This is a genomic window from Bradyrhizobium sp. CB2312, from assembly GCF_029714425.1.
Classification (GTDB): Bacteria; Pseudomonadota; Alphaproteobacteria; order Rhizobiales; family Xanthobacteraceae; genus Bradyrhizobium.
In genome coordinates this window covers 1,025,874-1,048,100 of record NZ_CP121668.1, presented here as the reverse complement: position 1 = coordinate 1,048,100, position 22,227 = coordinate 1,025,874, and the positions used below count along the sequence as shown (strand labels likewise).

13 protein-coding genes and 1 tRNA gene are annotated in these 22,227 nt (G+C 58.6%); 3 read left to right on the top strand and 11 right to left on the bottom strand.

From position 1 onward, the window contains the following. The first annotated feature begins 243 nt into the window (after positions 1–243). Together QA642_RS04985 and QA642_RS04980 are read left to right on the top strand one after the other, a co-directional pair. Positions 244–1,473: an ABC transporter substrate-binding protein gene (locus QA642_RS04985; protein WP_283083661.1), complete on the top strand. Its 1,230-nt coding sequence runs from the start codon at positions 244–246 to the stop codon at positions 1,471–1,473. Positions 1,474–1,543: 70 nt separating this feature from the next. After that, positions 1,544–3,229, top strand: coding sequence for an MASE4 domain-containing protein (locus tag QA642_RS04980; RefSeq protein WP_283083660.1), 1,686 nt, complete (start codon positions 1,544–1,546; stop codon positions 3,227–3,229). Positions 3,230–3,477: 248 nt separating this feature from the next. Here QA642_RS04980 and fdhD read toward each other — a convergent pair whose 3' ends face one another. The 6 genes from fdhD to selD all read right to left on the bottom strand — a co-directional run bounded on the left by fdhD (position 3,478) and on the right by selD (position 9,371). Continuing rightward, on the bottom strand, positions 3,478–4,314 hold the full coding sequence (gene fdhD / locus QA642_RS04975) for a formate dehydrogenase accessory sulfurtransferase FdhD (RefSeq protein ID WP_283083659.1): 837 nt from the start codon (positions 4,312–4,314) through the stop codon (positions 3,478–3,480). A gap of 35 nt (positions 4,315–4,349) precedes the next feature. After that, positions 4,350–4,748 (bottom strand): hypothetical protein, encoded by a 399-nt coding sequence (locus tag QA642_RS04970; protein WP_283083658.1) that lies wholly within the window; start codon positions 4,746–4,748, stop codon positions 4,350–4,352. A 22-nt stretch (positions 4,749–4,770) separates the two neighbouring features. Continuing rightward, positions 4,771–4,865, bottom strand: a tRNA-Sec gene (locus QA642_RS04965). Then, entirely contained in the window at positions 4,818–6,815 is a 1,998-nt protein-coding gene (selB, locus tag QA642_RS04960) for a selenocysteine-specific translation elongation factor (protein WP_283086806.1), read from the bottom strand. The genes QA642_RS04965 and selB overlap by 48 nt, the downstream gene beginning before the upstream one ends. Next, on the bottom strand, positions 6,812–8,272 hold the full coding sequence (gene selA / locus QA642_RS04955; protein ID WP_283083657.1) for an L-seryl-tRNA(Sec) selenium transferase: 1,461 nt from the start codon (positions 8,270–8,272) through the stop codon (positions 6,812–6,814). Before selA ends, selB begins: the two co-directional genes overlap by 4 nt. A 52-nt stretch (positions 8,273–8,324) precedes the next feature. Further along, positions 8,325–9,371: a selenide, water dikinase SelD gene (selD, locus tag QA642_RS04950; RefSeq protein WP_283083656.1), complete on the bottom strand. Its 1,047-nt coding sequence runs from the start codon at positions 9,369–9,371 to the stop codon at positions 8,325–8,327. 131 nt (positions 9,372–9,502) lie between these two features. On the opposite strand from selD, the gene QA642_RS04945 reads away from it, so the two are divergent. Beyond that, a complete protein-coding gene (locus QA642_RS04945) occupies positions 9,503–10,567 on the top strand; it encodes a permease (protein ID WP_283083655.1) in 1,065 nt (354 codons plus the stop codon). A gap of 3 nt (positions 10,568–10,570) precedes the next feature. Here the strand turns inward: QA642_RS04945 and fdhE are convergent, their stop codons facing one another. The 5 genes from fdhE to QA642_RS04920 form a co-directional block, all read right to left on the bottom strand. Beyond that, complete coding sequence (fdhE, locus tag QA642_RS04940; protein ID WP_283083654.1) at positions 10,571–11,497, bottom strand: formate dehydrogenase accessory protein FdhE; 927 nt, start codon at positions 11,495–11,497, stop codon at positions 10,571–10,573. Further along, a complete protein-coding gene (locus tag QA642_RS04935) occupies positions 11,494–12,174 on the bottom strand; it encodes a formate dehydrogenase subunit gamma (protein ID WP_283083653.1) in 681 nt (226 codons plus the stop codon). The genes fdhE and QA642_RS04935 overlap by 4 nt, the downstream gene beginning before the upstream one ends. Beyond that, positions 12,171–13,079 (bottom strand): formate dehydrogenase subunit beta, encoded by a 909-nt coding sequence (fdxH, locus tag QA642_RS04930; RefSeq protein ID WP_283083652.1) that lies wholly within the window; start codon positions 13,077–13,079, stop codon positions 12,171–12,173. The genes QA642_RS04935 and fdxH overlap by 4 nt, the downstream gene beginning before the upstream one ends. Before the next feature lie 11 nt (positions 13,080–13,090). Continuing rightward, the gene (gene fdnG, locus QA642_RS04925) at positions 13,091–16,162 is read right to left on the bottom strand and encodes a formate dehydrogenase-N subunit alpha (protein ID WP_283086805.1); all 3,072 of its coding nucleotides are present in this window, start codon (positions 16,160–16,162) and stop codon (positions 13,091–13,093) included. A 423-nt stretch (positions 16,163–16,585) separates the two neighbouring features. Beyond that, complete coding sequence (locus QA642_RS04920) at positions 16,586–22,090, bottom strand: ATP-binding sensor histidine kinase (protein WP_283083651.1); 5,505 nt, start codon at positions 22,088–22,090, stop codon at positions 16,586–16,588. Positions 22,091–22,227 lie beyond the last annotated feature (137 nt).

Sequence of the window (22,227 nt, the reverse complement as noted above, 5' to 3'; positions counted from 1 at the left end):
GGAGGCCGAGGACGAGCCTAGCTGGCGAGGCGCGCCATATCGCTCCCGCGACGGTATCGAAAGAGAGCAAGGCAGAGCCACTCATACGTTGGTATTGGTTGGCTCTTCCAAAGGTTGGATAGCAATGAGCTGAGCGAACTCGAAAGGTGTGAGGCCATCAAGAGCGAGAACGGGCGTATCGTCAGATCGCCGGCCGCAGAATCACGTGCATTGTCATCCAATTTGACCCAGGGAATCGTTTCTATGCTGCAGCTCCGCTTCGTTTGGCTGTTATCTATTGCGACTGCAATTACCCTCTTCCCGCACTCGGCCTCAGCTCAAAACAAATACGATACCGGCGCGTCCGACACCGAGATCAAAATCGGCAACATTATGCCATATAGCGGTCCGCAATCGGCTTATGCGCAGATTGGCCGCACGGAGGCGGCGTATTTCCAAATGATTAATGATCGCGGCGGCATCAACGGACGCAGGATCAATTTCATCAGTTACGACGACGCCTGGAGCCCGCCCAAGACGGTGGAGCAGGCACGCAAGCTTGTCGAAGATGACGAGGTGCTTTTGATCTTCGGAGGCGCGGGCACCCAGACCAACAACGCGATCCAGAAATACATGAACCAGAAGAAGGTACCGCAGCTGTTCGTGGCAAGCGGAGGAAGAAAGTTCGGCGATTACAGGAACTTTCCATGGACCATGGGCTGGTTGCCGACCTACGAGACGGAAGGTCGCATTTATGCGAGATATATCCTCGACAATCTGCCACATGGCAAGATCGCGATCCTCTATCAGGACGACGATTCGGGCCGCGACTACCTGAAGGGTCTGAAGGACGTGCTCGGAGAAGACGCGACCAAGCGAATGATCGTGGCCGAGATCTCCTACGACCTAAGCGAGCCGACCGTGGATTCGAAAGTGGTGGCGCTGAAGAGTTCCGGCGCGGACATTTTCTTCGACGAAGCTTCCCCGAAGTTCGCCGCTCAAGCGATCAAGAAGGCAGCCGAGATCGGCTGGAAGCCGACCTTGTTCCTCGCCAGCATTTCGAATTCGGTGGGGGCGGTCCTCAAGCCTGCCGGCCTGGACAATTCCCAAGGCATCATTTCCTCGAATTATCTTAAGGATCCGACCGACCCGACTTGGAGAGACGATCCTGCCATCAGAGAATGGTCGACCTTCATGGACCAGTATTTCCCGCAAGGGGATAAGACCTCGATTTTCACAGTTTATGGCTACGCGAGCGCACAAACGCTGGTGCAGGTGCTTAAGCAGTGCGGTAACGATCTAACGCGCGACAACATTATGAAACAAGCGGCGAATCTGACGCATTTCGAACTTGGCCTCTTGCTGCCGGGCATCGTGATCAACACCAGTCCAACCGACTATTATCCGATCGAGCAAATGCAGTTGTCGCGTTTTAAGGGCGACCACGGCGAACTGTTCGGCAAGCCGATATCTGGCCGTACCGGTATGGAATAGTTGCAAGATCGAGCTGCCGCACGGCAGATGATAGCGAGAGATCGGCACTCGGTAGATTCTCGGCGGCACGATGAGCATCTCGGCTTCCTATCCAGTTCGTGACGGCGACGGCGCGTTCCTGTCGAAAGCCGCACCAGGACCTCGCGAGCTGCGTCTTTGCCTCACTCTAATCGGTATCTCCCTCCTCGTCTTTCTGGCCTGTGTTCCTTTCGTGCGTGTTCAGCTGAGCACGTCGCCAGCTTTCGTCGCGGTCTACAATGCCTTGTCGACCTTCAATGATTTCACGACTTCCATTATTCTCTTCGGCCAGTTCAGTATCCTGCGCTCGCGTGCTCTGCTTCTGGTCGCAGGAGGATATCTGTTTGCCTCGCTAATGAGTGTCATTCAGCTTCTGGCATTTCCCGGTGTCTTCGCGGCAGCCGGCTTGCCCGGAGCAGGCCCGCAAACCGCGCTGTGGCTTTGCATATTTTGGCACGGCGGCTTTCCACTCGCTGTGATTGCCTATGTACTGTCTGACGGCCACGAGCTCGATTTGTTACCACATGCCGCGATCGGGACGGTTGTTGCTGTTGTTATGGGTGCCGTTCTGATCTGTTGGTTCGCCGCCACCTGGGGCGCCGAGAATGGACGACTCCTTCCACCGTTGTTGGACGCTTCCGGATTTACCTCCTGGCAACGAGTCATCAATCTGATCGACATTATACTTGCCGCATCGGCATTCAGCCTGTTGTGGAAGCGTCGTCAACACAGGCTTCTGGATCTGTGGCTCATGGTGGTCATGAGTTACTGGCTTTGCGACATCATCTTGAGCTCATACCTGAATACCACCCGCTATGATCTGGGCTTCTACGCGGGACGAATCTATGGCGTCCTCGCCGCGAGCTTCGTCCTCGCGGTGCTGGTCCTCGAAAATTCGCGTCTCTACCGACAGCTCGCGGCGGCCGCGAGTCGGTTGAGGGAACACGCCGCGGAGTTATTGCAAGCGAACGAAATTCTGCAGAGGGAAATCGCCTATCGGAAACACGCTGAAGATGAATTGCGGCGTGCACAAGCGGAACTGGCGCGAGTGAGCCGGATGACCGCCATGGGAGAGCTGACGTCCTCCCTGGCGCATGAAGTAAATCATCCAATCGGCGCAATGATGCTAAATGCCGAGACTTGCCTGCGCTGGCTTTCCCAGGAGATTCCAAATGTCGAGAGAGCACGCACGATCGCCAACATGATCCTGAAGGATTGTGCTCGTGCATCAGAGACTGTCGCTCGCATACAGCAGCTCTTCCATAAGCGTGCGATGCTTCGTGAGCCGGTCGATGTAAATGACCTCATTCGAGAGATGATTGCCCTGTTGCACACGGAGGCCGTGCGATTTTCTGTATCGATCCGCACCGAATTGACGGAAAATCTGTCCCAAGTCTCTGCGGATCGGGCGCAGTTGAAGCAAGTCCTGATGAACCTCATGATCAACGGCATGGAGGCCATGAGCGACGGGGAGAGTCCTCGTGAACTATTCATAACATCGGAACTGGTAGAGGAGAGACAGATAGCGGTGTCTGTCAGAGATACCGGCGTCGGGTTGCCGCCTCTACCGTCGAATCAGATTTTCAACTCGTTTATCACGACCAAGCCTCATAGCGTTGGGATCGGCCTGTCGATCAGTCGCTCGATCATCGAAGAGCACGGAGGTCGCCTCCGGGCCGCCAATAATTCGTCTCGCGGCGCGCAATTTCAACTCACCCTCCCCATCGGAGTCGACTGACATAACATGCGAATGTCCCCATCCGGCATCTAAGCCCGGGCGCCATGGGAAAACCGCGCGCGACCGTGCGGATGATCGCCCCGTACCAGTCGTAGTAGATACACCGGCGAGCGCCGGTGACTCACGCAGGATCACGTTCGTCACTCGTGACCGGACTCCTCGTGATCCAAAACACTACGGGCCCGCATATGATCGACGCGCGTTGCATCATTTTAGCGATCTTCCCAATGGTGATGAGGAATTTCGGTCTACTGGCTGATGCTTCGAACGGTATGCGTGAATGAAACACGATGAGGATGCGTGAATACTTCGAACCCATCATCGCGCGCGACTGCGACGAGAGTTATGCCGGCGGCCTCGGCCGTACGTGTCGCGAGCGCAGTCGGCACCGAGACCGCGACCATCACAGAAGCTCCGATCATAGCGGTCTTCTGTACCAATTCAACCGACACCCTGCTGGTGAGCAGCACCATGCCGTTTTCCGTGCGAACGCTCCCCCGAGCGAGAGCGCCAGCCAGTTTATCCAATGCATTGTGTCGCCCGACGTCCTCGCGCAAGGCGACGATGCCCTCTTTTGGCGTCCAAAACGCCGCAGCGTGAACAGCCCGAGTCGCGGTATTGAGCGTCTGCAATGAAGCTATACCGCCGATCGCATCTATAATCTGATCGGACGAAAACGCCGCACCCGTTCCGACATCCGGAGGCGCCTTTAGCGCTTCCGCAATCGATTCGACACCACAAAGGCCGCAACCGGTAGGACCGGCGATGATACGACGTCGCTCACTGAGGGACCCCGCTCTGGCCGGCGTGAGCCACATGCGCAGTTCGGTGCCGTTCTCGACCTCGACAATCTCCAACGACTCAACTTCGTCGGCGCGCGTGATGTTACTAGCGCTGAGACTGAACCCGATCGCAAAGTCCTCGAGATCGCAGGGTGTTCCCATCATGACGGCGTAGGTTCCGCCGTTGTAAGTCAACGCCAGCGGCCTCTCCTCTGGAATACTACGCGTGCCCTGGCTAACCCGATTTCCGCGCCAGGCCTGACGATCCACGACGTGAGACGCGGTGGAAACGCTCGAACTCATGCTCGAGCGAGGACACCCATTGTCGTCATCGCCCCTCATTGCCAAGGAAGCTTTTCACTCATGCCGACCTCCTCAATCTTCAGGCGCAGACCCTGCGCGTTAAAGAACTCGCTGTGGATCAGCAACGATTGATCCCGTTCGAGATGCCGCGTCAGGGACGCCAGACGCTGGCGCGCCAATTGATCGTCAATCAGCCCAGCTCGATCCGCTCGATAGAACGCCGCCCCATTCCAAGCGGCTGCGGCACCCGATAACAAATCGAGCATGTCCCTCCATCGCGTCTCGTCGCCGACGACATGCAGATACGAAGACGACAAAGGTGAAAGCGTCATCTCGCCGATATCTACCAGAACAACCAGCATCGTGAACGAACCTACCCGTGCAAACGTCTCGACGAGCCAGTCGTCGAAATCCGTGACGCAAGCCGATGACATCGATACATCCTGGATTCGGAAGTGGCGGAAGAGAGCGGGAGTCGAACCCACCTGAGACAGCTGGCTGCCTCACCCGGATTTGAAGTCCGAACGCCCCACCAGGGACGATTCTCTTCCATTGTCTTTGTCAAACGTAGGAGCCGGAGATGCGAACAAGTCCAGACAGTGCGTGTTGACACGGCGTAATTCGTCTCGGTTGACAGTGACGCCGTGCCGATCGAGGAATTCGAGAATCTGGATGGCGACCTTGCGCCCATTGTCGACGCGGTCGCGAAACTGCGCAGCGGTGAAGCCCGACTTTCGACTGCAAGCCGCGAGACCAGCTGCAATCGTCGCTAGTTCGTGAACTGTCGAGCGCAGGAAGAAACGATCGTGGGCCACCTCATCGACCCAACCCAGACGTCCCGCCATTTTGAGCAGCCGACGGACGTCGCGTTCCGGATATGATGTCGTCATGCCGATATCCCGAACGCGAGGCGGACGAAAGCGTGTCTCGCCGGCGAGCAGCGGAGCGATGTTGGCCCACGCGGCCTCATCACGAGACGCCAAACGAACCGCGTGCGTAGCCATGCGCACGAACGAGCCGTCAAGTACAATGTTACCGCCGACGGCAACCTTCTGCAACGCGACGACGAACACTGCGGCTGGCAGCTTGGGCTGCAAGAGGAGCCGCAGCTTGTCCCGGCCGATGCCCTGAGCGTCGGGATTTTCGGCGTGATAGGCCGTAAGTTGCTCGACAAGCATGGCACCGAACGCTTGCCAACGGCGCGGCGCGATGGCGATTAGGGATGTTCCGGCATCAAGCAGAACCAAGCGTAACGCTTCCGAAATCTCCTTGATCCGAGACGCGGTCAGCGCGCGATCGCGGGCAATGACCGCAATGTCCCAGGCGAACGGAGGCGTCGCGAGCAAGGCCTCGATGGCCGCGACGTGCTCGACGATGGCATGGGCAGCGCGTTGCGCCTGACGTTCGATCGTGCGTCGCTTTCGAGCCGGCGGTCGCAAATCGATGAACCTACCGCCGCCAAGAGTGCGCTGGGCCGACACATCTCGGACAATGAAGCGGTCTGGGACCGTCGCTGCTATCGGCCGATCCAGCACGAGCTGAACGTCGGCGGCATCCCCGGGCTGAATCGTCTCGTTGCTCAGGATGACGATGTGCGCGCCGACTTCGGCCGAGCCATGATGAAGCCGCACGGGCAGCCGCTGCCGCAGCGCCCGGGTCTCGCCCGGCAACAGATGTAACCGCGCGTCGATCCGGTCAGTCGGAGCGTGTAGTTTGGGATCAAGCACCATGTCGCCGCGATGGATGCTCTCCCTCGATACGCCGTCGCCAACCAGATTGAGCGCGCATCGATCACCCGCTTGTCCGCGTTCTGCGGGCTCGCTTTGGGCATGCAACGAACGGACCCTAGCGGTCAGGCCCGATGGGCTGACTGTTACGCGATCGCCAGGGCATACGGAGCCGGACAGCACGGTGCCGGTGACGACGACGCCGACACCGGTCAGCGTGAACACGCGATCGACGGCGAGGCGAAATCGGTTCACACTGGAGCGCTTTGGGATATCATCCATCGCCGCTTCCAACTGCCTGCGCAACGAAGCTATGCCCTCGCCTTTCCGCGCCGACACTGGAATTATTTCCGCCCCTTCCAACTTGGTTCCGGCGATCGCCCGGCTTATTTCAGAAGTCACTTCCTCAATACGCTCCGGCGTAGCGATGTCGACCTTCGTTAGCGCCACAATGGCACGCTCGATGCCAAGCAGGTCGAGAATGGCCAGATGCTCGCGCGTCTGTGGCATGACGCCATCGTCCGCGGCAACGACCAGCAACGCGACGTCAATACCGGTGGAACCAGCGAGCATGGTGTGGACTAGGCGTTCATGACCGGGAACGTCGATGAAGCCGAGCGTTTTGTCCTTTGCTATCGGAAGAAATGCAAAGCCGAGATCGATGGTAATCCCGCGTGCCTTTTCTTCCTTCAGCCGATCTCCGTCGACGCCGGTCAGCGCCTTGACCAACGCGGTCTTGCCATGATCGATGTGACCGGCCGTGCCGACGATCATCGGGGTTGTCCAATCGAGAGTTCAACCGGCCAGGGCTCCAGACCGGTGACCGCTGAAACGAACTCGTCCTCGTCGTCCAGGCAACGCAGATCGAGGGTCAGGCCGCCGTTTGCGATCCGCCCGATCACCGGCCGCTTCAACCCGCGCAGCGCGGCCGCCAGCTTTTCGAGCCCGCCGCAGCCATTCTTCGACCGCATTACCAGACCGGCGCTCGCGATCGTGTCCAGCGGCAATGCGCCGGATCCGATCTGACTTTCGCAGTCGCAGCATTCAACGACGTAGCAAGGGGCGAGTGATCTCGCCAAGACCGGTTGCAGTCGCTGGGTCTGCGCTCGAATGTCGGCCTGTGACCGCGCCATTGCTCGCAAGGCCGGCAGGCGTTCCGAGAGTCGATCAGGATCTCGGTATAACTTCAAGGTTGCTTCGATAGCGGCGAGCCTTATCTTGTCAATGCGCAAGGCGCGCTTCATAGGGTTCCGATTTACCTCCGCAATCAGCCCCCGCTCACCCACGATGAAGCCAGCCTGCGGCCCACCGAGCAACTTGTCGCCGGAGAATGTCACGAGGCCGGCGCCTTGCGACACCGCTTCGCGCACCGTCGGCTCTTGCTTGAGACCGAAACGTGCGACATCGATCAGCGTCCCGGAACCCAAATCGTTGAGGAGTGGCAGGTTGTTTTCGCGCGCAATCGAGGCAAGTTCGGCAGCTCCAACTTCCGCGGTAAAGCCCTGGATCCGGTAATTCGACGTATGAACCTTAAGAATAACACCCGTCGCTTCACTGAGAGCAGCGCGGTAGTCCCGTGCGTGAGTACGGTTTGTAGTCCCGACTTCGACCATTTTGGTTCCGGCCCGCGCCATGATATCCGGCATCCGGAATGCGCCACCGATCTCGATCAACTCGCCGCGAGAAACAATCGCTTCCCGCCCCAGTGCGAGCGTGTTGAGACATAGAAAGACCGCAGCTGCATTGTTGTTGACGACCGTTGCATCTTCGGCGCCCGTGAGTTCGCACAAGAGGGATCGAACGTAATCGTCGCGCTCGCCACGCTTTCCTGTGGCTAGATCAAACTCCAGTGCAACAGCACTTCGCATGCTCGCGTTTGCGGCCTCGATAGCGCCTTCGGCGAGGACTGCCCGACCAAGATTGGTGTGCAATATCGTCCCGGTTAAGTTGAACAACGGGCGCAAGCCGGAACAATTATTCGTTTCAAGCCGTGCTAGCGTCTGACGTGCAACACATTCCGCATCGAGCACCGCTGCACCGAGCTTAATCGCCTGCCGCGTTTCTAGTAGAGTTGCCCGGATCGCCTCCGTAGAAACGTGCCGGCCAAAGCGATGCACCAAATTCGACGCTTGCGATGCATTTAACACTGCGCTCACCGATGGGAGGGCGCGGAGCCGCGCATCCAGAGTTTGTTCCTCCTCCGGCACGGTTTTCTCGCTGACACTCGACACGCTTCGAACTCCGCGTTGTCATCACTTCGGCGATAGTCGTTCAAACATGTTCTTAGACGACTCGAACACCAGGTTCGCCGGCCGCGACGCTGCCGATGATCATAGCCCGAGGATAACCCTCCGCCTCGATCATCGCGCGGATCGTTTCAGCCCGATCCGATCTGCAACTGACGAGAAGTCCGCCGGACGTCTGCGGATCTGTGAGCAGCGCGCGTTGCCAGGCCGGAAGGCAGGGCGGCAGTGAGACCTGATGCCCGTAGCTTTCCCAGTTGCGGCCCGACGCCCCGGTGATATAGCCGGCTTCAGCGAGTGCTTCGGCGCGCTCAAGGAAAGGAATGCTCGCCTGCGCGATAGTTAGCGCCACGCCACCGCCGCGTGCCAGTTCGAGGCCATGACCGAGCAGACCGAAGCCGGTGACATCCGTGACGCCGTGCACGTCGTCGTCCTGCGCCAGGACATGACCAATCCGGTTCAACAGCGTTGTGGAAGCAATCATCTCCGAATAGGCCTCGTCGGACAGAGCAAGCTTCTTGAATGCCGCAGAGTATATCCCGACGCCGATTCCCTTGGTCAGGATCAGCGCATCACCAGCACGGGCTCCCGAGTTCCTACGGACATTTTCGGGACTGCACAGTCCAATCACGGCGAGGCCGTAGATTGGCTCCGCGGAGTCGATTGAGTGCCCGCCGGCCACCGGGATGCCCGCCTGGGCGCAGGCAGATGCGCCACCTTCGAGGATTTGGCTGACGGCGTTGAGCGGCAGCTTGCCCAACGGCATGCCCAAAATCGCGAGAGCCATGATCGGCTTTCCACCCATCGCATAGACGTCCGATAACGCGTTGGTGGCGGAAATCCTTCCGAAATCGTAAGGGTCGTCCACGACGGGCATGAAAAAATCCGTCGTGGCGATGACGCATATCTTGTCGTCGATCTGCCAAACGGCGGCGTCGTCGCTCGTCTCGGTGCCGACGAGAAGTTGGGCATAAGGTAACGCTGCCGGCTGATTGGCGAGCAATTGCTGCAGAACGGAGGGCGCAAGCTTGCAGCCACAACCGCCGCCATGGGCGAGATCTGTCAGACGCATGAACGAAACCGGCATGAGAGAAATCCCTAACCGCACCATCTATTAGTATCAGGCGAATGCACCGGCAATCATACACAAGCGTGATCGCAATTTCGGGCATGCTTTACTACGTTGTGAAGCTGTTTGCTCTCGTGAGGCGAAAATCGATGAAAGCCAGCATCCGACAGACGAGCTTCGTCAATCCGGCACCGGGATGGATCGTCTTTCTGCTGATCGCCCTGGCCGGCCTTTTTTATGTGAAGTGGTTTCCCTACTACAACAGGGCCTTCGTGGCCGCGGCCAACCATTCGATTGGATCATCGATCCTGATGGGAACGGCGAACGCCCCGCCTGCACCATCCTGGGAGGCCGCTCTCGGCTACGCATCGGCCTATGGCAAGGCCATTTGGCAGGCAATGGTTCTGGGTCTGCTGCTCGGCTCCGCAGTCCAGGCGCTGCTACCGGTTCAGTGGATCGCGAGGTTGTTCGGCGGCATCGGCTTCGCCAGCGTCGCTAGGGGCGCCCTGCTCTCGCTTCCGGGCATGATGTGCACCTGCTGTGCTGCACCGGTGGTCGTCGGTCTCCGTGAGCGCGAATCTTCTCCAGGCGCCGCAATCTCGTTCTGGCTCGGCAATACCGTGCTGAACCCGGCGACGCTGATCTTCATGGGCTTTGTGCTGGGTTGGAATTGGACAGCACTGAGATTTGGCCTCGGCATATTGATGGTGTTTGGCGTCGGCTACCTGGTGAACCGGACGATGACTCCGGACGAGGCGGAACTAGCCGACCGGAGGATTGCGCAGCTCGCCGCCGAGACCACCGTTTCCGGAAGCTTCACGCGCTGGCTGGACATTCTACGGCGTATGGCCGTGCGCCTTATTCCGGAATACATCATCCTCGTGCTGCTGCTCGGAGCGGCGCGGGCCTGGCTATTCCCCCACGCGGGCCCAGAAATCCACAATACGGTTGGATGGATCATCGGCCTCGCGATCGCCGGTACGATCTTCGTCATTCCAACCGCAGGCGAAGTACCGATCGTCCAGGCGATGCTGTCCCTCGGCGTCGGTGTCGGTCCCGCGGCAGCGCTGTTGATGACACTGCCGCCGGTCAGCTTGCCCTCCTTAGCGATCATCTCCCGTTCGTTCCGGCCACAGACGCTCCTGCTCGTGACATTGTGCGTGGTAGCATTCGGTGTCGCGGGTGGATTGCTGGCAATGACACTGAACTTCTAGCGCTCAGCGAGCAACGAGGAGAAGCGGATTGGGCGCATGACGCGACCAGCCGGACTCGGCGACCAGAATGTCGAGTCCCAATGAGGCAAGGTCATCCGCAACGGGGTCGGCTTTCGTGTCCTGTGCAAGATAGATCATCTTGGCGTAGGTGTGGCAGTCGTTGCAGGTCTCGGCCTTGACGATCCCCGCATCACCGTCGATGGCTTCAAGGGAGACGGATCTCGACCCGCCGCAGGTGATACAGGCGGCCCGAACATGATTCCAGGCCGTGGCGCATAATGAGCAACAAAGATAGCGCGCGCCTGGGATCTGCCCGGTGGCCGTCACCAGGCCAACGCTCGGAGTCGACCCGCAGCAGGGGCACAATCCGCGCTGCGGCAGCAGCCGAAGCGAGTTGACCTCCAGCTTCGCGGCCATGTGGCTGAAATAGACCTGCAGTGCAGCCGCGATGTACAATGCCGGCGCGGCATCCGCCGTATCGATACTTCCATGGAGAAACTCGTCTGCCATGGTTTCGATCGCAGCAGGTTCAAGTTTGCGCAATCTGGCAACGACCATCCTGATCGGGCTCTGGGAGCTCTCGAAGTGGTCCAGCAGTATGCGGAGACCATCACGCCAGGCCGCATCCCTGCGATATCTATCCGGGTCGAGCGGCGGGGTACGGGCTCGCACGGCGTGATCGACGACCACTTGTTCCAGAGCCTTGAGAGGCGGAAGCATGTTGACCGCCACGGCCTGAGCGTGAGCCAGTTCCGCCATGAAGCAGAGCCATTCCTGCATTGGATGTCCCGGAGCGAGTGTTTCCAGTCGCAGCGCAGTATCGGCAAATCTCCTGCCGGGATCGGGAAGGAGGATCGGCGCGGGCGCGTTGACGCCGCCAGGCGCGTGTCCGGTCCACTTTCCCTCGGGTGCGAATCCGCCTTGTTTCACTGGCTCTTCCTCACAGGCACGGCGCTGCCGTTCGGAGACGGACCTCGAGATCCGGTGTCGACGAGGCTGCGAAACCATTTCCGGTGGTGTCGGTAGGCCCACCCCGGCGTCACCCAGCCGTGCATCATGGCCCGCAACGAGCCACGAATCCACAGGCCGGCATAAACGTGGACGATCCAGATGACGATCGCCGCGATCGCCGCCAGACTATGTACGAGCAAAGCGACGCGCTGCTGCTCGATCGTCGAATATGGGAAGAAGTAGACTTCCCAGATCATCAGACCACTGAAAAAAAGTGCTGACACGAGCAGCGCCATCGCCCAAAAGACGAATTTTTGGCCGGCGTTGAAGCGCGCGACTTCCGGTACGCCCTCCTCTTCATTGGCCAGCACATGATCCATGGCTTTGGTCCACGCAAGGTCATCCTTCGTCCACGTTTGATCGCGCCAGAACTGAATGATCAACCCGCTATAGCTGACCATCAAAATCACGCCGATCCAGGGATGGACCGCCCGCGTCCATTGGCCGCCGCCGAACAGCTGCGAGAGAAAGAACAGCATGGGATGAAACATCGAGAGGCCCGACAATACGAGCAGCACAAAACACCCTGCCGTGATCCAGTGATTGATCCGACCGGCTATCCCGTAACGCACGAGCGCCCCTTTCGGATATGTCATGACTGCTCACCTGTCTGCGACAAACGCTCGGCGTCGGCTTCATCCCTAGGCTGCACCTCATTCGGTCCAGCCGTGATCCAATGAAGCAAACCGGCGAGCGCCGTGAGGCCGACGCCCGCTAGGGCCACCGGCTTGATAATCCCCTTCCAGAAGCTGACCAAGCTGCTGACATGAGGCTTGTCGGGCAATCCGGCATAGATCGACGGCTTATCGGCATGATGCAAGACGTACATAACATGGGTGCCGCCCACCCCAGGGGGATCGTAGAGCCCGGCATTTTCGAATCCGCGCGACTTCAGATCTTCAATACGATCCTGAGCATAATCCGTCATGTCGCTCTTCGCGCCGAACATGATCGCGCCGGTCGGACACGCTTTCACGCATGCTGGCTCTAGTCCCACTCCGACACGGTCCGAGCACAAGGTGCACTTGTAGGACTTGTGATCGACCGGATTGATGCGTGGAATGTCGAATGGACAACCCTTCAGGCAATAGCCGCAACCAATGCAATTATCGCTGACGAAATCGACGATCCCGTTGGCATATTGCACGATCGCTCCCGGAGCAGGACAGGCCTTCAGGCAACCGGGATCTTCGCAATGCATGCAGCCGTCCTTGCGGATCAGCCATTCGAGATTGCCCTGTTCGTTCTCCCATTCGGTGAAGCGCATCAACGTCCAGACACTGGGCGCCAGATCCGCGGGATTGTCGTAAGATCCTTCGAAGTGGCCGATCTCGGGTCGCAGATCGTTCCATTCCATGCAGGCGGACTGGCATGCTTTGCACCCGATGCAGCGGCTGACGTCGATGAGCTTCGCGACTTCCTGTACATTGCTGCGAACCGACGGCGGCGTCAAAGTCGAGGCTGACCGCCGGATAATGTCTTGGGACTGGAGATCTGCCACTCGCTGCTCCTTCAGGCCACAGGGCCGTTCGCTGCTTCGACATCGACCAAAAAGGCCTTGAACTCCGGCGTCTGCGTGTTGGCATCGCCAACGGACGGGGTCAGGGTGTTGGCGCCGTACCCTTTCCGGGCCTGACCGGTAAATCCCCAATGCAGGGGAACGCCGATGACGTGGATTGCGCTGCCATTCACAGCCATGGGGCGAATGCGCTTCGTGACATAGGCCTTGCACACCACAAATCCCCGCTTGGAGGACACGCGCACCCAGCCCCCCTGAACGATGCCCTTCTCCTTCGCAAGGGCTTCACCGATCTCGACGAATTCCTCCGGCTGCAGAACAGCATTCATTCTCGCGTGCTTGGTCCAGAAGTGGAAATGTTCTGTCAAGCGATACGTGGTCGCCACATAGGGGTATTTCGAAGGGTCGCCGAACGCTGCCATATCGTCAGCAAATACGCGCGCGGCCGGATTGGATTGAACTTTCGGATGCAGAATGTTTGCCGAAGGCGATTCGAACGGTTCGTAATGTTCGGGAAAGGGTCCTTCGACCATCTGATCCCGCGAGAAAAGGCGCCCGAGGCCTTCGGCATTCATGATGAATGGACCCACTCCCTCCGACGGCTTGGTGGTGGGAGTGTAATCGGGGACATCGAGCCCCACCCACTGGATGCCGTTCCATTCGATGACCGGCTTCCTCGGATTCCACGCCTTGCCTTCCGGATCAGCGCTGGCGCGGTTGTAGAGAATTCTCCGGTTGGCAGGCCAAGCCCAGGCCCAGCTCGGGGCGATGCCTTGCTCGCGTGGATCGGTCGCATCGCGCCGCGCCATCTGGTTGCCTTTTTCTGTGAAGGAGCCCGAGAAAATCCAGCAGCCGGATGAGGTCGTGCCGTCGTCCCGCAGCTGCGCGAAGCCATCGAGCAGCTTTCCCGCGTGCACGATGACGGCTCCACTTGTGTCCTTCAAATCGACCAGAGCACGGCCGTTCATGTCCTTGGCGAGTTCATCGGGATTGGGATCGGTCGGGTCCGTGTAGTTCCACGTCAGGCTCAGGATCGGATCAGGGAACGTGCCGCCCTCCTGGCGATAGAGTTCGCGTATCCGGTGGAAGATACCGGCCATTATCCAGATATCGGACTTGGCTTCACCCGGTGCATCGGCAGCCTTCCAGTGCCATTGGAGCCAGCGCGCCGAGTTGACGAGTGAGCCGTTTTCTTCCGCAAAGCATGTCGTCGGCAGTTGGAAGACCTCGGTCTGAACACTGGCCGGATCGGATGGATTCTGCGGCCCAAAATCCTCCCAGAAGCGCGAGGTCTCGGTGTCCAGCGGATCCATCGTGACCAGAAACTTGAGCTTGCCGAGAGCACGGCGGATCTTGCCCCTGTCGGGAAACGCCTGCAACGGATTGAAGCCCTGGCAGATGTAACCGGTCATCTCGCCCTTATCCATCATCTCGAAGGCGCGGATGATGTCGTAGAGCGGGACATCCAGCTTCGGCAGCCAGTCATAAGCCCAATCGTTCTCGGCGCGCGCAGCGTCGCCATAGATCGCCTTCTGGAAACTGACGAAAAACTTTCGGGTGTTCTGATAGTAGCTGATCTGACCCGGCCGCAGCGGCTTGAAACCTCGCGTTTTCATGTAATCGTCGAATGTCGCTTCGTGATCGACCGGCAGATTCATATAACCAGGCATCGCGTTCGACAGCAGACCGACGTCGGTTAGTCCTTGGATATTGGAATGACCACGCAGCGCATTCATGCCGCCGCCGGCGACACCAATGTTACCCAACAGCAACTGGACCATCGCCATGGCGCGAATGTTTTGCGCGCCGACCGAATGCTGGGTCCAACCGAGCGCGAACAGGCTCGTCATCGCCCTATCGGGCACAGCCGTGGTTGCGATCAGTTCACAGATTTCGAGATATTTCTCCTGGGGGGTCCCGCAGATCCGCGACACCATTTGGGGCGTATATCGTTCGACATGCTTGCGCAGTAGGTTGATGACGCAACGAGGATTCTGAAGGCTGTCGTCCGCTTTGGCAAACCCCTGCTCGTCGAACTCGTAATCCCAGCTCGACTTGTCGTAGCTGCGGGTTTCCTCATTGTAGCCGCTGAACAGTCCGGCTTCGAAATCGAAGCCCTCCTTCACGATGAGGCTCGCGTTGGTGTAAGCGCGCACATACTCGTGCTGGATCGCGTTCTTTTCCAGCAGGTAGCGAATCAATCCGTTGAGGAACGCGATATCGGTACCCGGTCGAATCGGCGCGTAAATGTCCGCCACCGAGGCCGTGCGCGTGAAGCGGGGATCGACCACCACCAGTTTGGCTGCGTTCTCGATCTTGGCTTCGATCACCCATTTGAAGCCGCATGGATGCGCCTCGGCGGCATTGCCGCCCATGACGATGACCACATTGGCATTCTTGATGTCCTGCCAGGTGTTGGTCATTGCACCGCGACCGAATGTTGGGGCCAGACTGGCCACCGTCGGTCCGTGTCAGACACGCGCCTGGTTGTCGAACACCACCATGCCCAGCGAACGGGCGACCTTCCAGGTCGCGTACGCCGTTTCGCTGGACGACGCGGACGCGGCCAGCATGCCTGTGCTGATCCAGCGGTTAACCGTGCCCCCGGCCTTGTTCTTGGCTATGAAATTCTTGTCGCGATCGTCCTTCATCAGTCGCGCAATGCGACCGAGCGCGAAGTCCCACGACACTTCCTTGAATTCCTTGCTGCCAGCCGCCCGGTATTTCGGAACTTTCAGCCGGGTCGGAGCATGAACGATATCGAGCAGCGCGGAGCCCTTCGGGCACAGCGTTCCTCGATTGACCGGATGATCCGGATCGCCCTCGATATGGATGATATTGGACCGCGCATTCTTGGCACGGTCACCCATGCTGTAGATGAGAATGCCACAGGCAACTGAGCAGTAGGTGCACGTGTTGCGTGTCTCGGTGGTGGCGGTGAGCTTGAACGGCCGGATTGCGGCCCCCAAAACTTCTCCGATATTGCCAAAACCCAGAGCGCTCAAGCTGGATGTTGCCAGCCCAGCCCCCGTCAGCTGAATGAAGCCTCGACGCGTCAACCTCATCATCACACCCCAGTGAAAACTCTCCAAAAAGACCCGCAGGACCGATCCAGCATACAACGATCAAGCGTCCCGGCCTCAGCATTACAAGCATCAGCGTCATTACGAACCGGGTTGCTTCTAAAACGAGCGGCCAATCCCTCAATTAGTTGACTGAACGATGCAAGCTGCCCAACAACATTGCCATACAACACAAGGAGCGGGCGATCATATCAACGTATGATCCGTTGGGATTGCGGGAGAAGAGCTGGTGTGCTCATGAACGCGTGGATGTCGGGTTTGGTAGGCAACGCGGAAATCATATGCTCCTTTGAAGCTCTACCGGTTGTAACCCAGCGTGGACATCTGTGCTTTTAAGAGTACACGCGGACTCTCTGACTTTCGATGGATTCGGCGACGCCACGGAGCCGAGATACGTTCGCCTCTTCAGGCCTCAGAACAGTCTCGCCTTTCAGGCGATCTTTCCCTAATCGGCAGCGTCATGCGAAAGACAGCGCCGCGAGGCTCGTTCGGCGTTGCCCATAGCCTACCGTCATGCGCCTCGACAATCTGGCGGCAAATCGACAACCCCATGCCTAAGCCACTGGCCTTGGTCGTATAGAAGGCCTCGAAGAGACGCTCAACATTTGCCTGAGGTAGTCCCGGCCCCGTATCCATTACCGTGACGAACACGCTGGCCGCATCGACCTTGCCCGTGCTGATCAGCAACTCGCGCGATCCGTCGCTAACCTCGCTCATCGCTTCAATGGCGTTCATTATGAGGTTGAGGACCACCTGTTGCAACTGGACCCAGTCTCCCAGAATGCGCGGCAGCCCCTCTGACAATTGCATTGTCACTGAAACGCTATGCTGTGACGTCGCAACTCGCGTCAACCCCATAATATCCAAAATGGCTTCGTTAATATCCAGATATTCCCGCCGCGCGGGCGCCTTTTTAGAGAAATCACGAATCCGGCTCACAATATCAGCGGCCCGCCTGCCGTCGCCGATAACACGGTCGATCAACGGCTTGGCCTTTTCCAGATTTGGCGGCTGGTGGACGAGCCAGCGCACAGCGGTTTCGGCATTAGTAAGCAGGGCCGCGAGTGGCTGATTGACTTCGTGGGCAATGGAGGCTGAGAGCTGACCCATTGTCGCGACGCGGTTCGCATGCGCCAATTCGGCCTCGGCGCGCTTTCGCTCGGTCAAATCAATAACGAAAGCGACGGCTTGGTTCTTAGTTTCCTCGATGCGGGCTACGCCTACCAGTACCGGTACGCGCCTGCCATCCTTTCTTAAATACTCTTTCTCGAATGGCCTCAGGCAGCCGGTCGTCTTCACCTCCTCAACCCGCAGCGCATCATGCGCGTGCCACTCCGGCGGCGTGAGATCCATCCAACTCAGGTGACCCGAAACGAGCTCCCTACGCTCGTATCCCAACATGCCGAGAAAGGCGTCGTTCGCTTCAATGATCCGACCTCCGAACTCGATGATGTAAATCCCTATAATGTTGGCATCGACCAAGCGGCGGATTTTTGCTTCTCGTTCCTGGAGATCACTATAGAGACGCGTATTTTCCAGCGAGATCGCAGCTTGTGCCGCCAACAATTCCAAGACAGAGATTCGGGCCGCGGTGAACACGTGAGACGTCAACGTATTCTCGAGAAGTAGAACCCCGATCAACTGCCGCTGCTTCATCAATGGCAGGCAAAGAATCGACTTCGATTGCCGATCGCGCAGATATCTGTCCCCGGAGAAGGGGTTGGGCTTGGAAGCATCATCGAGAATCACGCTTTCTGTTGTACGGACGACATATCGAACGAGTGATTCGGGGCAGACGACCGAAGAAATCGGCTCCTCCTGTATGGTGACTTCGATCTGATCCGCCGTCGCTCGCGCCTCTGCCTGAATCAAATATCCGTTCCCGGACGGCAGAATCAAAAGGCCGCGATCAGCTCCTGCGTTCTCGATCGCGATCGTCATCAGCCGCTCGATCAACTTCGATAACACGATCTCGCTAGACAAAGCCTGAGAGGCCTTCACGACGCTTGCGACATCCAGGTGCTGGATCGGGGAGCCAATAATCGCGGGAAGCTGCCCCTCCGGAGTAGCCAAATACGGATGAATCCGATCGAGCTGCCGTACCTTGCTTTCGGCGCCCCAGCGTGAATAGCAGTTCCGAGCTTCCCGAAAATATGCATCCCCGATGCGCTCAAAGCCGCGCGCAAGATAGAAACGTCCCGCAAGTTCATTGGCAATCGCCTCGTTTTGGTGAAAACGGTTCACACGAGCGAGATGAATCGCGCGCTCGTACATGCGCTGCGCATCCAGCTCACGTCCTTCGATGCGCGCCACTTCAGCGCTCAACAAAACAGCTCGACACTCGAAATTATCCGGGCATTGAACTGACCAGGCCGCGATCTGCCTCTGGTGCCCGAGAAGGGCGTCCATGTGCTGCTCCCGCCCCTCAACGCCCGCCAACTCCACAAGTGCTGCGTGACAAAGGCCGGTATAGAAATGGTATTCGGCCCTTTCGACAAACGCAGTTGGGATGGAGAGCAGCGGTTTGGCCCCGCGCGACGCATCGAGGGCGGCGGGATAGTCCCCCGCATGATAGCAAGCCTTGAGTTTACCCATGCGGAAAAAGTACCGGGCGACCAATTTCTGCCGATCAATCACCAAATTCCGATCGGACGCCGCAGCGTCAATCTCTCCAGGGGAGGAGGACGAGACAACGTTTGCAGTCAGCCCACGCAGAGCCCTGATGAATTCGAGCCGCTGGGACATCAGGTCAACCACGAATTCGACACGTGCTGCCGTCGCGAATTCCAGTCCCATCTCGGTTTCGAGCTGGACTTCGGCGAGAGGTTGTCCGGATGCCAGAAGCAACCTCGTCCGCGTCTCTACGATGTATGCCGCATAGGCGGCTTCGCCGGTTCGCTTCGCAGCCTCGAAGCCCTGTCTCAAGAGATCGCAGCCAATTCCGATATGCTCTGTCCACAGCGAGACGTCTTCTGCAAAGATCCGATAGGTGCGTCCTTGAAAGCGCTTCAGATTCCGCTTCTCGACGAGTTCGAATCCCAGTCGAGCGAATCTGCTTCCATCCTCTAGGTTGCCGAAAAGCGTTCTCGCCATCAAACCGAACAAGACGTAAGCGAGGCAGGAACCGTCACTATTACCGTATTGCAGGCTGAGGTTTGTCATCCGACCAACGATCATGCCGCGAATATTGACGCCGTCGGTCAACATTCCGGTAAGTGCTATGACCTTGGCCAGAACATCGATCGTAGCTAAGGCGACTGGGTCGGTCATCAAAGGCAGCTCTGCCATGTCCTCGATGATACGATCTCCGAGCCGTCGATAAACCTCCTCATATTCGCGCCGTACTTCCTCGTCCGTCGGGTGAGCCGACCATTTGATGCCTTGTTGGGCAAGGTAGCGAAGATAGGCCGCGATCGCGAGGTCCGTCTGGTAGTGCATGACATACAGGTCCACGCACAGGCATGCCACCGCGGACTGCTGCAACGGAGTTACGGCACGGGATGACAACATGGTCAGCCGCTGATGCGCAGCGTCGTAAATTCCAGTCAAGAACTCGCATTCGGCCTGATGCATTTCCAGCTCGAAGGCCAGAGAGTGGCGTCGCTCCCAGCGATCATCGGCCAGCAGCATTGCGCCAGCAACCAGATATTTCAGCGCTGAAGCATGAGCCGCAGATGCCTTGGCGCGTTTTCCGGCGATGAGGTTCAGCTCGGCCACCAGCTCGCGCTCGTCGCGTGACGTGATCAATTCGGAGCCCGCGTCGAATTGAGCGACGATATTGAAAATCACCTCGTCTCGCGCCGCAGGTCGCAAGCGGCTTGTGAGCAAACGCCCTATTCTCAGATGTGTCTCGGCGCGCCGATCTTTTGAAATCAGGGAGTACGCGGCTTCCTGGACGCGGTCATGCGCGAACCTGTAGGAGTCCTCCGAACGAATGACGAACTCGTCATGTCGTGCATCCCATAAATCTTCGTGAACCGTTTTCTCCGAACCCCCATGAATGATCACGAGCAGCGTCACCTGAGCGCTGTTGCCGAGGCAAGCGAGCTCCTGCAGCGCCTGCCGGGTTTCGACCGGAAGGCGATTTAACCGACCGACCACGAGGTTCGCGACGTTGTCCGTGTATCCCTTAGCCTCGATGCGCGTAAGGTCCCAGCACCATCTCGCCCGGGCGTAGTCGAGAACGAGCAGCCCCTCGTCAACCAGTGCCGAAATGAACTGAATCGCAAAGAATGGATTTCCGGCCGTCTTGTTAAAAATTAATCGGGCCAGCGGCGCGGCACTCTGAGGTTCGCAGCGCAACGAGTCAGTCACTAGCCGCGTCAGATCATCGCTATCCAGGGCAGCCAGGCTGATGTGCCGCATATTCGCCCTGCTTTCGGCGATTATCTCGATCTTTCCCATCAATGGGTGCTCGGGGCCTACCTCGTTGTCACGATAGGCGCCAATAAGCAGTAAGTGAGACACGCCCTGCTGCGTCAGCAGGTTCTCGATCAGGTCGAGCGTGGCAACGTCAACCCATTGCAAGTCGTCGAGGAACAACACCAGAGGATGTTCGGGTCGCGCGAACGCCGCGATGAACCGCCGGAAAACCATGTGGAAACGGGATTTTGCGTCTTGAGGCGGAAGCTCCGAAACCGCTGGCTGCGGCCCGATGATGAGCTTCAGCTCCGGGATGAGGTCTGCGATCAGCAAGCCGTTCGGCTCGATCGCCCGGATGAGCTTGTCGCGCCATCTGCTCAGCTCCGCTTCATCCTCACCAAGAAGCTGGCGAAGAATGCTCTGGAAAGCCTGCGCCAGGGTCGCATAGGGTATGTCACGTTTGTATTGGTCGAATTTCCCCGAGGCAAATAGTCCTCGCGGCGGAGCGAGAACCTTGTGCAGCTCATTTACGACTGCAGATTTGCCGATTCCGGAATAACCAGAGACCAATACCAATTCTGGCATGCCATTTGTCAATACGCCGTCGAACGCGGCAAGCAGAGTATTGATGTCATGCTCACGTCCGTACAGCTTTTCCGGAAGCAGCAGCCTGCTCGGAACATCTAGCTCGCCGAGAACGAATGAATCAACGCGCTGGCCAGTCTGCCAATTCATCAGGCATCGGCGAAGGTCGTGCTCCAGACCAATGGCGGTCTGGTAGCGATCCTCCGCCGCTTTCGCCAGCAACTTGACGACGATTGCGGATATCGCCAGCGGCACGGTCGGTACAAGACTGGTCGGCGAGGTCGGTTGTCGCGCGACATGACAATGAATCCACTCCATCGCGTCGACGGCGTCAAAAGGTAGGCCTCCCGTCAGCATTTGGTAGAAGGTCACTCCGAGCGCGTACAGGTCGGTGCGTGAATCGATTGACCGGTTCATTCGTCCGGTCTGCTCCGGCGCCATGTAAGCCAACGTTCCCGCGATGAACTCGGGGGGGGCGGGCACCTGACGTTCGCGCGGCAGCCGCGAGGCGATGCCGAAACCCGTCAGCCAGGCCCGCTTCGTAATGGGGTCGAGAAGAATATTGGCGGGCTTCAGGTCTTTGTGGACCAGACCGTGTTGATGCATCCTACTAACAGCTACCGTGATGGAAATCGCGAAGCCAAGGAACGTCCCGACGTCCATCGGACCATCCAGCAGATGGCTAAGCAACTCGCCTCCGGGATCTTCAAGTATCAGCGTCGACTGGCCATTTTCATGCGCAAGTTCCAGCGGGTGAAGCGCCCAGGCACGGTCGAGATGTTGAGCCAACTCGTATTCGTGAATGAGCCTCTTGGCCGATGCGCGCTCGGAGACGGAGAGCACGTTGATCGGTGTGCGTGCATTAGCGCCTTGACGTCTGATCCTGCGCAAAAGCGAGTCGCGGCCCTGCGACACCAACGTCGGCACGATACCCGTGCTTTCTGCCTTGCCGTCTCCTGACACGGAAGCAACTCCTACGGCCTGATCTCGATCCAGGTTATCTGGGATGGCTTGCCCGATTGCGCCGCGCGCGGCCGGCGCGCCGGAGATTCACCCTCGCCGCCCCCAATGCCGCTTTCTGCCGCGACGACGAGCGCGTC